This is a genomic window from Enterococcus sp. S22(2020) (assembly GCF_020295385.1).
GTDB classification, from domain to species: Bacteria; Bacillota; Bacilli; order Lactobacillales; family Enterococcaceae; genus Enterococcus_L; species Enterococcus_L dunnyi.
Genome location: NZ_JACFUD010000002.1, coordinates 132,545 through 148,773 on the forward strand (window position 1 = coordinate 132,545; position 16,229 = coordinate 148,773).

Sequence of the window (16,229 nt, forward strand, 5' to 3'; positions counted from 1 at the left end):
AATGTGGATAATGTGGAAAAGTAAACGGGAATATGTGTTTGTATTTAAAAATACTATAAAATAAAGGATAAACAGCTATAGTTCTGTGGATAAGTCTGTGCATATGTGCATAACTTTGTGGGAAAGTATGTGGAAGAGTAAAATCATTCATGATAAAATTGTTAACAACTGAAAGAATCAAATATAGGAAGAGACGTGAATCTATTGAAAATAAAAATCATTACCGTAGGAAAGCTAAAAGAGAAATATTTGGTTCAAGGTATCAATGAATATTTAAAACGACTGCAAAGCTATGCGAAGGTTGAGATCATCGAAGTCGCAGACGAGAAAGCACCAGAGAATCTAAGTGAAGCAGAAATGCTGCAGGTCAAAGGCAAAGAAGGCGAACGGATCTTGGCGAAAATTTCTGATCAGGATCATGTATTTGTTTTAGCGATCAATGGCAAGCAGTATAGCAGTGAGGAATTTTCAAAAGAGATTGAACAGTTAGGGATCGATGGAAAAAGTCAATTAGCCTTTGTTATCGGCGGATCACTTGGTTTGAGTGATGAGGTGATGAAGAGAAGCCAAAAGCAGATGTCGTTTGGCAAGCTGACTTATCCACATCAGCTGATGCGGTTGGTATTGGTGGAGCAGATTTATCGCGGGTTCCGGATTATGCGGGGGGAACCGTATCATAAGTAGGGATGATCATTTTAGTTTATATGTTGTTAACTAAGAATTTTTATAAAATAAAGAGAGAGTATTGAGTAAGGAGATATAGGCAGGAGGAGAAAAAAATGGAACAAACGAACTTTAAAGAATACATTGAAGAAACGTTTATTAATGTAAAAAAGGAAAACAAAGAATTAAAAAAGGTCAATCTATTAATTGCTGGAAAAAGCGGTGTTGGGAAGTCGACTTTGATTAACGCTATATTTGGTGAGGAACTGGTTAAAACTGGAGTAGGTAAGCCAGTTACAGATGATATTAATTTGATTGAGCAAAAAAATTTTCCAGTCCGAATTTATGATACAGTTGGTTTTGAAATCAGTTCTATGGGATTTGATATAAAAAGTGTGATGAAATCTTTAAAACGTAACCCAATTCAGCAGCTGATCAAAAAAGTTCAAGCTACTGAAACAACGGAAGATGATATCCATGTTGTGTGGTATGTTATTTCTGGTTCCGGTTCACGAATAGAAGATGCTGAAATTGCGTTTATTAAATGGATAGTCGAACAAAAATTACCAGTTATCATTGTATTGACAAAATCTTTTGATGTGACTGAAGCGAATCTACTGAAAGATGAAATAGAAAAACTAATGAATTTTCAACAGAATGTCGTCTTGGTACTAGCAAAAGAAACTGAAAACCAAGCCCTTTTTGGCATTGAAGAATTGATTGATCTAACCATCAAAGTTTTACCGGAAGGATTACAAGCCTCCTTTATCCATTCTCAAGAAGCATCTATCAAAGTCAAACATAATGAAGCAGTAAAAGTTGTAACAGCAACTATGGCAGCAAACTTTGGCACAGGATTTACCCCAATTCCAGGAACAGATGCTCCTATTATGATGGCAGCACAAACAGCAATGATGACAAAAATCACATCAATCTATGGGATTGATATAGATAAACAAAAGATCGAAACGGCATTAACTAGTATGTTGGGCGTGTACACGGCAATGGTTTCGGGAAAATCATTATCAGGAAATATTGCTAAATTGGTACCAGGTATTGGAACAGTTGGTGGAGGATTAATATCTGGTGGTGTGGGTATGATCATTACTGGAGCATTAGGATACGCTTATATGGAATTAATGGAATTGGTTATAAAAGGAAATGTCGATTTGAGCACAATGACACCGTCAGCAATAACAGAGTTACTATTAGAGCTTCTACCAAATTATTTACCTAAGTAGGTAATATAACGGAGGGAAAAATGTTAACGAATGAATATCGCAAGTTATTAGGGCTTGAGGAAATCACAGAGGGGGATGAGGTAATAGATCTTTCGGTTCCTTCAGTTGAGAAAAGCAAAGCCTATATTCGAAATAATCAAGTTATCAAGCTAGTGCAAATCAGAGATCATCTTTATAAAGAAATCGATTATGAAATAGACTTAGATGACGAAAAGAAACTTATTAGCAGGAAAGGTTCGAAACCAAAAACACTGACTTTAAAAAATATTAGAAGTTGTAAAACGAAGAAAATGAGGCTGACTGTGGATAAGAGATATGGAAAGTATGAACTGAAAATAGGAATCGCTCATTTTCCAGTGATGTACTTTGAGCAATCAACTCCAACTATTGAAGAGCTTCAAAAACAATTAATTGAGTTGTATGGTGATCTTAGCGAATGGGAACAGCAGAAGACAAATCAGATAAAGAAAACCAAGAGTAGGTATCTGCCAAAAGAAGGAGATATTTTCTCCTATCCGGTTTGTGGAAATAAATATGGTTTTGCAATAATAATTGGCAGCTTTACCAGATTTCGGAAAAATAAGCAGATGCCTACTGATACCAAGCACTATCTAAATTTAATGATGGGTGTACCATTGATTATTCGTTCGTTTGATTTTTTAAGTGACCAAAATCAAGTTGATCCATCGATGTTAAGAAATTCTAAACTTTTAAATCCCGAGATTATCATGGATGACAATGTATTAAGAGGAACCTACCCTGTGATTGGAAATATAGCGTTACGCGTGGAAGATATAGTTTTACCAATGAGTTTTTCCTTTAATGGACCTCATACAACATATGCAGGATACCATGCCTATACAGGAACATATTGGGAAACGTTAAACAGGTTGCAAGAGGAAATAGCTATTCGATTTGATTGGGGATTTGGTAGTAAAACTATGAGAGCTACTGAATTTTTAAAAAAATCTTTTATCAAAGAGCCTGTTTTCAAGCCTCTTAGCGGATTAGGGCTTTCTCCGTGTTCAGAAAACAAAGAGGAGCTGATTTCCCCTGCTACTATATTCTCTGAAAAAGAGCTTAGCTATATATTTGATTTGCTTGATATAGAATCAGAACTTGACTTTGATCAATTTAATGAAAAATATGGTGGAATAACTAGAGCAGAATATTTAAATCAGTTAGATATTCAAAGAAAAAGCTAGATAATTGCTTTATTTTTAAGTGAGATGAAAATTTAAGATGAGTTGAGGTCTGAAAAAATGCTGCAGTTACTCAATTAATGGCAGTTTGATCTTTAGTCAGTAGATTAAAGAAGAACTTGAAAAAAGAAAGTTTATTGTTCCTAAAATATAGGGAATAAAAGAGCATAGTAATATCTATACTGGCGCTCCTAGTCCAGAAGCTGTAAATGATAGAATTACTAAAAAACTTGCAAAGGTTCGTAAAAAATTAAAATAAATTTTTTGAACTACTAAGAATCACGCATAGAAATTTTCAAGTTGTTATCTGCTAAAGGATTCTCCAAATATCATTCACTTACGATACGCAGCACCGTATCATAAATAGGGGGATTTTTAAGACATATAGTAGTAGGAGCCAAACGAAAGAATGTCCTGCAAAGGGGAGCAAACTTTTGTTAAAATAAATGTATTGCATATTTTATTAATGATGTAAATGGAGGAGAAAGATGAAGAAAAAAGGTTTGGTTATAGGTATAGTTCTTTTTTTAGGTATTTTTGTTAGTGGTTGTACGAATGAGGAAGAAGCAGAACAGTCTACAAATAAAGAAAAACTGATCAAAAAAGCGGAAAAATCAATAGCTGAGCGTCCAATTATTTATATGTCCAACAATTTTATGGGATTAATGGATGCTGATGGAGCTATTTTAATGGATGGAGAAAAAGAACGAATAAAAGAAATTGATGCATTTTCTAATAGTACATTATTACAATATACTACAACTATGCACGATGTGTTTTATTTTAATACAGAGAGTTATCAAATTTTTCCTGAAAATCCAGAACTTAGAATTCACAATCGGACATTTGAAAATAGTAAGTATGGTAGGTATGAAGATCCGAAGCTGAAAAAATATGGTCTTATTTTGAGTGATGGAACACTTGTAAAAGAAGCTAAAGATATGCCAGATGATATATCAGAATTTATTTTTAGAAATGATAATTTCGCTGATGTTCATTTCAAAGATGATACCGAGGGGTTGATGAATAATGAAGGTAAGATGCTATTAAAAGGTATTGAAAGCTTTGATTATCTGGAAGAAGAAGGAATAGACACGGCATTAGCTGTTGTTAAAATCGATGGAGGTTATGGCGTTGTTCATGATAAAAAAGGATTGATTTTTTCGCCAGAAGAAGCAAAGAAAATGGAAATAACGGAGATTTTTCCGTATGGACAACGTTCAGTAGCCATTTATAAAACAGAAGAAGGTAAGTATGGTTTAATCAATCAAGAGGGTAAAGTAATCTATAAGGATGAAGAGCCGTTATTGTTTGAACATATTTCATCTTTTTCCGAAAAAGGTCTTGCTTTGGCTACATCATACGGGGATGATCTTGTCATTAATGAAGCTGGTGAAGTTGTGACCGAAGTTGCTGATGAAGCAGAAGAGGGAATTTCTGTTGTTGACGGCTTTTTGAAAGATGATACTATTTTAGTTAGAATTGGAAAACTGCATGATGAAAAATACGGATTGATGAATGAGAAATTCGAAGTGGTCAAAAAGTTTCCAGATAGTTACGAAAGGCCCCCTTTTTATCTTGGTAATGGGTTGTTTTCTACTCAAAGACTGGGAGAAAATGCTTTCCCAGCCATTATAAATAGCTCTGGAAAGAAAGTTTTTTCTGAAACAGAAAGCCAGACAAAAGAGATTTATACGTTTAGTAAATTTACAGATTCTGGATTGTCTATTTTCAACACAAAAAATCACGATCAAGGGTTAGTGAACCAAAAGGGGAAGATTCTTATTGAAGCAAGTAACGGTTCTGAAATTGAGATAGAGAAGAAGCAAAATGTCTATCAAGTATCTAAAAGTTTACCTAGTAAAATGTCCACGAAGTATTACTATGATAAAGATGGAGAGTTATTTTACCAATTAAAAGAAAATGAGCAGTTATTTTTATCCAAAGGGTTGATTATGATTGTAAAACCAGATGGAAAGACTAGTGTCCATGATGAAAATGGCTATTTAATTAAAACAATCGAGGTCAAAAAAGAAAAATGATAGGAAATTCAAAGTAAATTGTTAATTGAGTGTACTATACGCAAAAAGTGGTTGATTCCTGGGATAGGAAGTACGAGAATACGCCCGAAAAAAGAAGGACGGAGTTTCATGTCATTAAGGAAACACCAATGTAAATCAGTTACAAGGAATGTATCTAGTTCAAAAATCATTATATATTATATCTATGAAGATCAATCATCTTAAATGGTGGTTGGTCTATTTTTGTGTTTTAAGGGGGAATAAAATGTTTAATAACAAAGAAAATCGTAACATCTCGAGAGGAGTGAACGAAAAAGTATCAAAAGAAATACAACTCTATTGCTGGCAATTTGATCTCTTTACACTAAAAAACCATTTTTTTCTTTTTCCGAGAAAAAAATGGTTATTCTTTGCCTATAATTCTATTCTGAAAGTTATAATCAAAAACATCCTCAATGATTATAATGTTTCAGTTTGTGAAAAAAGAATTCAAAAACCAAATGCGTCCTAGACGATTCCTTTTTTGACTCATTTCTATCATTTAAAAAATATAAAATAAACACATAGAAAATTGTTTGTCTGCTAGTTGAAAAACAGCTATTTATTTTTTGCACGAACATCCGCAGATTGTCAGAAAAAAGATAAACAATTTCTATGAATAAAATATAGAAGGGAAAGAAAGTAAATGAAAAAAAGTTTTAGTCGTTTAGCCGTAGGATCAGCAGTATTATTTGTAGGCGCTGGATTGTTAGGAAGTCAAAAAGTTGACGCACATGGATATATCAAAGAACCAATCAGTCGTGCCTACCAAGGCTCCCTTGAGGCTAGCCAAAACCACAGCCAAGCGTTAAGTAAGTATGGCCCAATCATTTATGAACCACAATCATTGGAAGCACCAAAAGGCTTCCCAGCTAGAGGTCCGCAAGATGGGAAATTAGCATCAGCTAATGGTGTCAGAGGCTTCCAGTTGGATGCGACAGGAGCGGATACGTGGAAAAAGCAGCCAATTGAAACTGGTGTGAATAATTTTGAATGGTATTACACACAGAATCACAGAACAACGAAATGGCATTATTACATGACAAAACAAGGCTGGAATCCTGATGAGCCGCTAAAAAGAGCCAATCTTGAGCTGATCACAGAGATCCCTCATGATGGTTCGCAATCAAAAAATGGTGTGATCCACAAAGTAAATATCCCAGCAAATCGTTCAGGCTATCATGTGATCTATGCTGCATGGGATGTGGCAGATACAGGAAATGCTTTTTACCAAGCAGTCGATGTAGATGTGTCTGGCGGATCGATCGTTAATCCGCCGATCGAAGTAGCTCCATCTGCTCCAACTGAAGTAAAAGCAACCGAAGTAACAAATTCTTCGGCTAAGTTAAGCTGGAAAACAGACAGTAGAGTAAAAGAATACAACGTTTATCGAAACAATCAAAAAATAGCAACAGTAGACGGCAGCCAATTTGTGGATACAAAATTAGCAGAAAACACAACATACTCGTATCAAATCGAAGCAGTTGGAACGAATGGAAAAGTCTCTGAAAAGAGTCAGGTGATTCGTGTCATAACGCAAAAGACAGATGATGCCAACAATCAATTGCCGACAGCACCTAAATACTTGCATACAATGGGCGTAACTTCTACAACTGCGAGTTTGATGTGGGCAGATTCTACACATGCTTCTGGTATCAGAGGTTATGAGATCTATCGTAACGATCGTCGGATTGGGGTTTCTTTAAATAATGAATTTGAAGATATCTTCATTCAACCAGGAACGACCTATACGTATAAAGTAAAAGCATTGGCTAATAACAATACTTTATCTGAGTTCAGTCAACCATTAAATGTAACAACTCCAAATAAATAAACATAAAAATAACCTCTATTTTATCTTCTAATATAATAAGGTGCAGAATATAGCTTTATAGCTGAATTCTGCACCTTTTTTAGCCACCTTCTCATCTATGAACGGACGATTTATTTTTTTATTTTTACTTCATAATGAGGATCTTCAAGAAGGAGTGAGATGAGTTTATCGAGTTGGCTGTTCTTCTTTTCATCTGCGAATAGCCATTGCAAATAGAAAGGTCTATTTAAAGGTAAGGGAGAATGGATGAAATCTTGTGAACTCAGATCTTTCGTGGCATATTTCGGAAGAAAGGCAGTCTCGTTTCCAGAGGATAGTAACTTTTTTATATCCTCAGGATTCGCCAATTCCAACGCAATCGAAATGTTCATAGCTGAATGATATTGTTCAAGAAAGGCTTTGCGATAGCTGCATTTGTTATCGGTCAAAATCATTTCGTAAGATTCTGGATGATCGACCACATTCTTTTTATGGGTGACCAATTCAAAGGTTTCTTCAGCATATAAATGAACGTAATTCATCGTATTCGTTGTCATCTCATCAAATATAAAAATCAAGTCCAATTCATCTTTTGCTAGCAATTCAAAAAGTGTTTGCTCGTCTTCTACACTCACTCGAAATTTCATTTCAGGATAAAGTTGCCGAAGTTTTGACAAATAGGTGACCATCAGGCTGGAAGAAAGACTTTCGATCGTTCCGATTCTAAGAACTTCGTTTTCTTGTTCTAGTTGGTTGAGAAGTTTATGGTGTTCTTTCATCAATGATTGAGCAAATGTGAAGACTAATTCGCCAGCCTTCGTCAGAACAATTTTTTCTTTTCTCTTGAATAATAATTCCCGTCCATATTGCTCTTCTAGTTTATGGATATGATAGCTGATATTACTTTGAGAATAGCCTAGCTGATCGGCTGTTTTTGAGTAGGAATTCGTTGATACGACATGGTAAAAAGATTGAAGATAGATGAAATTCATAAGCTCCTCCTATCAATAATTTTGATCAAAAGTATCTATTTTTTAAGCAACTATTTTAGCTTTTTATCGATTATACTAAATCTTAACAGAAAGGGAAGGTGAAGCAAATGAAAAAGTATATTTCTCAAGTATTTAATGATAATGTAAAATCGATCGAAGGGAATCATTTCTCTGAAAAATTGATGTATGAAACGGATATTGCCGATTTGGCGTTTGATTTTTACCACCAGCTGATTGATTACACGATTTTAGATGTTCGCAGCCAAAAAGATTTTCAGGAGTGTCATATACCGGGGGCTATTTCCTGTCCAGAAGGAAATTTACCTCAGGATACGCTGGAAGTCGGCGCTAAAATCGTTGTTTATTGCTGGGGCCCTTCCTGTAATGGCGCAACTAAAGCCGCTATGAAGTTAATGGTAAGAGGTTATCAGGTGAAAGAATTATTGGGAGGCATCGAATACTGGGCAAAAGAAAACTGTCCGTTAGAAGGGAAAAATACGTCTAGAGCACTTTTTTGGGATTATGCTTCATTGAGCTAGACGTTTATTTTTATGCTGATGCACAATCTATCTATCATTTATAATAGAAGCTAAAGTGAAGAATGATTCGCTTTAGCTTCTATTTTGCTTTGAAATCAAAAATAAAAAAATTTAGATAATACAATTATTCTTGTCCACTTTTTTAGGAGTTCAAACGTTGTATAAATGAAAGGAGAAACTAAAAATGAAGAAGGATGTGACAGTTGAAGAAGCACTACTTTCATTAGGACAAGAAGTGATCCAAGTACTAATAAAAAAGGGGAGTACATTAGAAGATGCAGAGGACGCAGTTTCTAAAACATATGATACGCTATTTTCTACGTTTATTACTCTCAAACAGGAAAATTTGCGGCCCTGGTTTTTTAGAGTCTCGTTCAATAATTATATTGATCTATTTAGAAAAAGGAAACGTGAGAAGGAGTATATCGCTCAATATAGTGAGTTTCGATCGAATCTGATACATGAACCACAAGATTTTTGGTTGATTATTGATTCTTTAAAAAATGAAGAACAAGAACTATTATGGCTTAAATATTACTATCAGCTCTCCTATGAGGAGATTGCTGTTATCTTGGATACGAAAGTAGAAACGGTAAAAAAACGCTTATATAGAACTCGAAAAAAATTAAAAGCAGATTGGGAGGAAGAAGGATGGATTTAAATAAAAGTATCAAAAAAGCAAAACGAAAACAGCTAGTGATGTTTAGTTGTATCTCAATGATCATTTTTTTGATTATGTCGATTTTGTTGGTCATTACTGTAGATAAAGTCTCAACAAGGAATTATCATAAATTAGATAAAGCACTGTTTGCCTATCAAACGATTGCTTCTCCGAATACACAAATAGATTCACAAGTGATTTCCGACAGCTCGATTTTTGGCGGAGAGGTCGTTACGAATCAATCGAAAAATATAGATGGTTATATTGTACCTTGGAGTAGTCTACGTAGTAAGTATAGTTTGTTCAAACAATCGATCGACTACAATGAACTGATGCCTTCTTGGTACCATTCATCAAAAAATTCATATGAGTACAATCGTCAAACGAAACAAAAAGTTGCTACGTTTTATAATCCAAAGATCGACGATTATTATGATGGCGTAAAAAATGAATTGGATGACATTCAGGCTATGGAAGATTCTGTCGCCGAGGTAGCGATCTCTTTTGATCGGCCATATACCTATAATGAAGTGAAGAAAATGTTTCCGAGCAATGTCAATGTTGTATGGTTATACCTGTTTTCTGAAGAAAGAGATGAGCGCCAAGGACCTTCTGGTATGCCTGTATATGGTTTTCAATTAAATGTAGATGAAAAAAATCGCGTGGTTGATGCGGAAGCAGATAAAGCTGATTTTTTCCATTCATTTAAAACCTATTCTGCTGCAATGAACAACCAAGAAATAACAACATTTATTCAGGATAATCAAGAGAAAGACATGGGGGATATCGAGGTTTTAGGTGTGATGGTCACAGGAGAAGTAAAACATTTGGCAGGATTAAAAGATCAATCATTTGTTAGAGGAAGTTCTATGGGGGTAACGGTGCCGATCGTTCCGTACATTACACCAGAAAAATAAACAGAAATTTTTTTATATAATCGAAAAGACAAGGCTAAAATTCAGAATTTTTACCTTGTCTTATTTTTCCCAAACGATCTGTACTTAGCGATTATATCTGTTCTTCTGCAATTTTGTCTGATGTTCTAGCGTCATCGCTGAAATATTTTGCATATGTTGATAAATGTCTGCCAAAAGTGCTTGTGAAAGTTGAGCTAGTTTCTCGTATTCCTCAGAAGTTAGCATGTTCTTTTTTTGTTTTTCGATCAGATCTTGTTTGGTTTGGAGTAAATAAGCATTGTCACTAAATAAAAGGCTGATTTCGATCGATTTATAAATACCGTGAAGTTCTTTGAAGATATCTAACGGGATAAACTTTAAATAAATGGCATAAAAATCAGTGATTTCGGATCTCATATAGTTCCCGATTTCGGTAGAAAGTTCAAGCGCAGAAAGTTGGGCAGTATCTTTGCCTCTAAATACTGGATTGTATTTTTGGGTAGAAGGTGCCAAATGTTCGGCAAGCAAGGTGGTTTCCCAAAATTCAGCAGAAAGGGCATGTGCTCGTTGAGTGTATAAGTTGTAGAAGGCTGCATCAACATCTTCGTGAGCTTCTGTGGAAAAATTTTCCAGCAAGCAATATTTGATTGTCCAAATCAACTGTAGTTGGTCTTCTTTGGCAATCGAAAAATAGTCTGTATCTTCCCTTAATTCCTCGATCCTTGCTTCTCGTTTTCGTAAAAAATTCTCCAGAAAAAAGACAGTAGCATAGACCTCTACAGGGGTGAAAGCTAGACCAGAAATTAGATTTAGTAAGATTCCACGAGGGGATTCACCTAAAATAAGCAGTAAACAATTGGTCAATGCAAATAAAGCAAACAATAAAAAGATAAAGAATAGTTGTTGGCGGTCTCTCTTCAAAAGCATTCATCTCCCTTCGATTTATGCACGGAAAACAGTACATTGTTAGGAATTTTATATTCTATATCTTAAGTGTACCATGGCTAGAGTAGAAGGTCTGTTTAGAGCGTTTACGAAAAATGAGCATCTATTTTTTTCAACGAACTCACCGTTCCTTTTTATACTAAAAAGGAAAAAAATCCTTAAACACGTGTGATACAATGTGCTTAAGCAACGAACTTTTGCATCTAAAATAAATAATAAAGGATGTTATGTGATGTATGTAGGATTTGATATAGGTGGAACGACGGTCAAATATGGTGTGCTAGATGAAAATGGGGCGATTTTAGAAAAAGGAAGTATCAAGACGGAATATGAACCTGATTCTTTTTATGCCAGTCTTTTAGCGATTGTCAAGGATGCACAGACACGGTTTCAAATTAAAGGAATCGGTATGAGTGCGCCGGGAATCGTACAGCAAGACGGACTTATGTTGACAGCTGGGGCAATCAGACCGTTATATGGAGAAAATTTTAAAGAAAAATTGACAGCGCTGACAGGTCTGCCGGTAACGGTCGAAAATGATGCAAACGCAGTAGCGATCGCAGAAAAATGGATCGGAAATGCTATTGGCATGGAGAATTATTTATGTTTAGTGTTGGGAACGGGTGTTGGTGGAGGAATTGTGATCAATGGAAAGGTTTATCGCGGAGCACATGGTATGGCTGGTGAATTTGGCTGGATGATGATCGATAAGTTGCCGGAAAAAGGTGATCTTGAAGCGGTTTCGATCAATAAACGAAGTGCGATCGTCGGCGGATTGATCCCACTTTATAATGAAGCGCAGAAACAAAGACAAAAAAATGTTAGTCCAATCAGTGATGCGAGAGAAATTTTTGCTTTAGCTGAAGAAGGAGATGCTCTTGCTATAGAGATCACTAAGCAATTTTATGTCGACTTGTCTGTTGGATTAGTCAATCTAATTAGCTGCTTTGATCCGGAAGCTATTTTAATTGGCGGAGGTGTCAGTGCAAACAAAACGTTCCATAGAGAACTTCAGAAAACACTAGTAGAAGTCGAAACAAGACATGCGTCGATCAATTATTTGAGAGGAAAAACGATCGCACCCGTGATTCCGGCAAAATTAGAAAATGATGCTGGACTGATTGGTGCAGTCTATCAGATCCATCAAGCGGTCACTAAATAATTTATGGTATAATCTTTTTATCGAACTAAAGGAGATTGACCGAAATGGCGATATTTGATTACCTAAAATTAAATGACCTATCCTCTGTAGAACAAGAAATTTACCGATTTATTGTGAATAATCTAGAGAAAATCCCTTATATGCGTGTTCGTGACATTGCAGATGGCGCACATGTTTCCTCAACATCTGTTTTTCGCTTTGTTCAAAAAATTGGTTTTCATTCTTTTCCGGAGTTTCGCTTTTATATCGGCACTCATTTAGAGAATGTCCGTCAAGATGAAACTAAAAAGCACATTGGGATCGAAGAACGAGTGAACTCTTTGAATATGGGCATCTTTCATCCTGATGTTGAGTATCAAATAAAGAATATGGCATATGCCTTGCGTGATAGTGACTGCATTTTATTCATGGGAATGGGGGCATCAGGGGCCATTGCCCAGTATAGCGCAAGAAAACTCGCAAGTTTAGGCTATTTATCGATTGCGTTGGATGATTTGACCTATCCTATTCGAAGTTTTTTACGCAAAGATCAAAAAAATGTGATTATTTTTCTAAGTGTTTCTGGTGAAACGAAAGAATTGATCGAAGTGATCGCAGGATTAGAAGATAAGAATATCGTAAAAAAATATTGTATTACCTTAAATAAAAAAAGTACGTTGGCTCAACAATGTGACTACTCTATTGAGTATGAAATTAAAGAAGAGCGTAAGGATATCTACCTAGATCTGACAAGTCAGTTACCTTCGATCGCTATTTTGGAAACGCTTATTAGTTATTTGAAGGATTTTCGCAAGGATCAGTGAGCAACGAAAACGAAAAGAATAAAGCACTGAAAAACAGGTTGTAGCAGCGTGTTTTTCAGTGCTTTATTCTTTTTTACAGAGGATCATAAGGAGTAGTGCTGAAGTTTCAACAAGTCTTTCTTCTCGCTGGAACAGGTTGTTTCATGCATGGAATTTATTTTGTTTTCTCGGAATTTTTTTCTAAAGGGAGGCGCTTACTTATTTAGTGATTGAGGATATGTCATAATGGATTCATAAAATGAAAGGGGTTTTATCTATGCAAAAATTTAATGAGATCATCGATCGCTCACTAGTGCCGATTGCGACGAAGCTAAATAACCAACGGCATATTGCAGCAGTCAGAGATGCCTTTATGCTGATTTTTCCATTGACGATTTCGGCTTCGCTCGTTATTTTAGTCAACAATATTTTGTTTTCAAACGACAGCTTTATTGTGCAATTATTACGATTATCGAGTATTTTTCCAAATTTAGAAAGTGCTCAGCAAGTGCTATCTTCTGTAGCTAATGGAACGATCAACATCATGAGTATTTTTATTACGTACTTGGTTGCTCAAATTTTGGCGAAGCATTTCGAAGCAGATTCGACTTTGGTTGGTCTAACAAGTATTGCTTGTTTTATGATCTTGTACCCAAAACCTTTTAACGCTGACGACTTGAATGTGATCAGCACACAATATTTAGGGGCGCAAGGTTTATTTGTTGCAATGATCGTTGGCTGTTTGGTCGGAGAATTTTTACCAAAACTTTTTAAAGTCAAACGCATGCAAATCAAGATGCCGGAAATGGTTCCACCGGCTGTATCTCGTTCTTTCTCAAGTATGATCCCGATTGTGATCGTTGTGGGAGTAGCTGCGATTATCAACTTTTTAGTTCTGATGATTGCACCAGAAGGAATCAATGAATTGATTTATAAAGGAATCCAAAGTCCGTTGCGTGATCTTGGCGGAAATGTAGTAGGTGTTTTATTACTGGCTTTTATCCAAACCTTGCTATTTTCAATCGGGATTCACGGACCAAATACTTTGAATGCGGTTCGTTCTGCTATTTTTACGGAACAAGATTTAGCGAACCTTGATTTTGTCAATCAAGGAGGATCACTTTGGGATGTACCGTATAAAGAAACTTGGGGCATTTTAAATGATATGTTCGCAAATATGGGCGGAACTGGTATGACAATGGGACTGATCATTGCGATTTTTATTGCTTCAAAACGTCCGGAACAAAGAGAAATTGCCAAAATGTCGTTAGTTCCCGGTATATTCCAAATCAATGAGCCAATCATTTTTGGTCTGCCGATCGTTTTAAATCCATTATTGATCATTCCGTTTATCTTAGTTCCGATGGTCAACATTTTGATCGGTTACTTTGCGACAGTCGTTTGGCAGATCATGCCTTCGCCGGCAATAGGCGTGCCGTGGACGACGCCTGGGATCATCAATCTGTTCTTAGGAACCGGTGGGAATATCGTTGCAGTAGTAGTAGGGATCGTCTGTTTGGCTGTATCTACAGTCATTTACCTTCCTTTCGTCATTGCATCGAACCGAGCACAAAAAATCGAGTTATAAGAGATACTTTCATTAAAGGAGCGTAATCATGACGAATAAAATAGGAGAAAATTTTTTATGGGGCGGCGCGATTGCAGCTCATCAAGCAGAAGGTGCTTGGAATATAGAGGGGAAAGGGCCGAGCATCGCTGATGTAATGACTGCTGGTGGAAATGGGATTCCCCGAAAAATAACGCAAGGAATCATTGAGGGAGAATATTACCCCAACCATGAAGCAATTGACTTTTATCATCATTACAAAGAGGATATTCAATTGTTTAAAGAATTAGGTTTAAAATGTTTTCGAACCTCTATCGCATGGAGTCGGATTTTTCCTAAAGGAGTAGAAGAGGAGCCTAATGAGGCTGGATTATTATATTATGATCGTTTATTTGATACATTGATCGAGCATGGGATCGAGCCAGTGATCACGTTGTCTCATTTTGAAATGCCGTACTATATTTACGAGAAGTTTGGTGGCTTTTCAAACAAAGAAGTCATTCCTTTATTCGTAAAATTTGCTACTTGTGTTTTCGAACGCTACAAAGACAAAGTAACCTATTGGATGACATTCAATGAAATCAATAATCAGGCCGATGGACAAGATCCGCTACACGTTTGGACAAATTCAGCGATGATCATAGAAGATGAGACGAAAAAAGAAGAACTTGTTTTTCAGGCGGGGATCAATGAACTGATCGCCAGTGCAGCGGCTGTGATTGAAGGGAAAAAAATTAATCCTGATTTTCAAATCGGCTGTATGATGGCGTATGTTCCTGTGTATCCGTACTCATGTAATCCTGAGGATATGATGGTTTCAGTCAAAGCAAATGAACGCAGATTTTTCTATAATGACATTCATGCCCGCGGAAAAGTACCAACCTATGCACTAAAATATTGGGCGGAAAAAAACTATCAGATAGACATTAGTAAAGAAGAGTTAGCTATTTTGAAAGAAGGAACCGTTGATTATATCGGATTTAGCTATTATATGTCTGGTACGATATCAACGCTTGAAGAGATCGAAGGACAGGCGACCGAAGATATTCCACGGGCAAAAATAGTCAAAAATCCGTATATCGAGGTCTCTGACTGGGGCTGGCCTATCGATGAAGTTGGATTGCGTTATGTGTTGAATACTGTTTATCAACGCTATGATTTGCCAATGTTTATTGTGGAAAATGGATTTGGTGCTTATGATCAACTGACTGAAGACAATACCGTTCATGATGATTACCGTGTGGAATATTTAAAAAAGCACATCGAGCAAATGAAAAAAGCAATCGTAGAAGATGGTGTACCAGTCATTGGCTACACTCCTTGGGGTGTGATCGACATCGTAAGTTTCGGCAGCGGTGAGATGGAAAAACGCTATGGGATGATCTACGTGGATAAGGATAATGAAGGCAATGGAACACTTCAACGCTTAAAGAAAGACTCCTTTTCTTGGTATCAAAAAGTGATTGAAACGAATGGCGAGAAACTCTAAGTAGAAGAAAAAGAAATGTGTAACGATTTTATTAACCATAAATGAACATAAATATGTAAAATATAAAAAGGCTGCTATAGTGTTCCGTCAAGGAGCATTATAGTACCCTTTTTTGGCTGGAAGGTAATCGATCAGTCAACTGAAAGTTATTCATAGCTTTTACAAGAATTTGGATCAAAGCTTTAATGTTTTGGCTATTTTTTTGATATATCGTTTC

The 16,229-nt window shown here is 36.0% G+C and carries 14 protein-coding genes; 12 read left to right on the forward strand and 2 right to left on the reverse strand.

The genetic code is table 11. The annotated features are described in order from the left end of the window. Window positions 1–204 precede the first annotated feature (204 nt). The 5 genes from rlmH (at window position 205) to H3T55_RS03660 (ending at window position 7,000) form a co-directional block, all read left to right on the forward strand. Window positions 205–684, forward strand: a complete 480-nt coding sequence (rlmH, locus tag H3T55_RS03640) for a 23S rRNA (pseudouridine(1915)-N(3))-methyltransferase RlmH (protein WP_088271737.1) — start codon at window positions 205–207, stop codon at window positions 682–684. Between the two features lie 95 nt (window positions 685–779). Further along, a complete protein-coding gene (locus tag H3T55_RS03645) occupies window positions 780–1,904 on the forward strand; it encodes a GTPase (protein ID WP_225533364.1) in 1,125 nt (374 codons plus the stop codon). A 20-nt stretch (window positions 1,905–1,924) separates the two neighbouring features. Continuing rightward, a complete protein-coding gene (locus H3T55_RS03650) occupies window positions 1,925–3,109 on the forward strand; it encodes an immunity 26/phosphotriesterase HocA family protein (protein WP_225533366.1) in 1,185 nt (394 codons plus the stop codon). Window positions 3,110–3,594: 485 nt separating this feature from the next. Beyond that, window positions 3,595–5,148, forward strand: a complete 1,554-nt coding sequence (locus H3T55_RS03655) for a hypothetical protein (RefSeq protein WP_225533368.1) — start codon at window positions 3,595–3,597, stop codon at window positions 5,146–5,148. A gap of 664 nt (window positions 5,149–5,812) precedes the next feature. Then, window positions 5,813–7,000, forward strand: coding sequence for a lytic polysaccharide monooxygenase (locus tag H3T55_RS03660; RefSeq protein ID WP_225533369.1), 1,188 nt, complete (start codon window positions 5,813–5,815; stop codon window positions 6,998–7,000). A 110-nt stretch (window positions 7,001–7,110) separates the two neighbouring features. On the opposite strand, the gene H3T55_RS03665 is transcribed toward H3T55_RS03660, so the two are convergent. Further along, window positions 7,111–7,971 (reverse strand): LysR family transcriptional regulator, encoded by an 861-nt coding sequence (locus H3T55_RS03665; protein ID WP_225533371.1) that lies wholly within the window; start codon window positions 7,969–7,971, stop codon window positions 7,111–7,113. A 107-nt stretch (window positions 7,972–8,078) separates the two neighbouring features. Here H3T55_RS03665 and H3T55_RS03670 point away from each other — a divergent pair, with 107 nt between their 5' ends. From H3T55_RS03670 to H3T55_RS03680, 3 genes are all read left to right on the forward strand, one after another. Further along, window positions 8,079–8,510, forward strand: coding sequence for a rhodanese-like domain-containing protein (locus tag H3T55_RS03670; protein ID WP_225533372.1), 432 nt, complete (start codon window positions 8,079–8,081; stop codon window positions 8,508–8,510). Window positions 8,511–8,694: 184 nt separating this feature from the next. Further along, complete coding sequence (locus H3T55_RS03675; RefSeq protein WP_225533374.1) at window positions 8,695–9,171, forward strand: RNA polymerase sigma factor; 477 nt, start codon at window positions 8,695–8,697, stop codon at window positions 9,169–9,171. Then, window positions 9,162–10,088, forward strand: a complete 927-nt coding sequence (locus H3T55_RS03680; protein ID WP_225533376.1) for an anti sigma factor C-terminal domain-containing protein — start codon at window positions 9,162–9,164, stop codon at window positions 10,086–10,088. Before H3T55_RS03675 ends, H3T55_RS03680 begins: the two co-directional genes overlap by 10 nt. Window positions 10,089–10,172: 84 nt before the next feature. Here the strand turns inward: H3T55_RS03680 and H3T55_RS03685 are convergent, their stop codons facing one another. After that, entirely contained in the window at window positions 10,173–10,994 is an 822-nt protein-coding gene (locus H3T55_RS03685) for a hypothetical protein (protein ID WP_225533377.1), read from the reverse strand. Between the two features lie 250 nt (window positions 10,995–11,244). On the opposite strand from H3T55_RS03685, the gene H3T55_RS03690 reads away from it, so the two are divergent. From H3T55_RS03690 to H3T55_RS03705, 4 genes are all read left to right on the forward strand, one after another. Beyond that, complete coding sequence (locus tag H3T55_RS03690; protein ID WP_225533379.1) at window positions 11,245–12,174, forward strand: ROK family protein; 930 nt, start codon at window positions 11,245–11,247, stop codon at window positions 12,172–12,174. 44 nt (window positions 12,175–12,218) lie between these two features. Next, complete coding sequence (locus tag H3T55_RS03695) at window positions 12,219–12,977, forward strand: MurR/RpiR family transcriptional regulator (protein WP_225533381.1); 759 nt, start codon at window positions 12,219–12,221, stop codon at window positions 12,975–12,977. 256 nt (window positions 12,978–13,233) lie between these two features. Continuing rightward, on the forward strand, window positions 13,234–14,544 hold the full coding sequence (locus tag H3T55_RS03700; protein WP_225533383.1) for a PTS sugar transporter subunit IIC: 1,311 nt from the start codon (window positions 13,234–13,236) through the stop codon (window positions 14,542–14,544). Between the two features lie 28 nt (window positions 14,545–14,572). Further along, entirely contained in the window at window positions 14,573–16,012 is a 1,440-nt protein-coding gene (locus H3T55_RS03705; RefSeq protein ID WP_225533384.1) for a 6-phospho-beta-glucosidase, read from the forward strand. Window positions 16,013–16,229 lie beyond the last annotated feature (217 nt).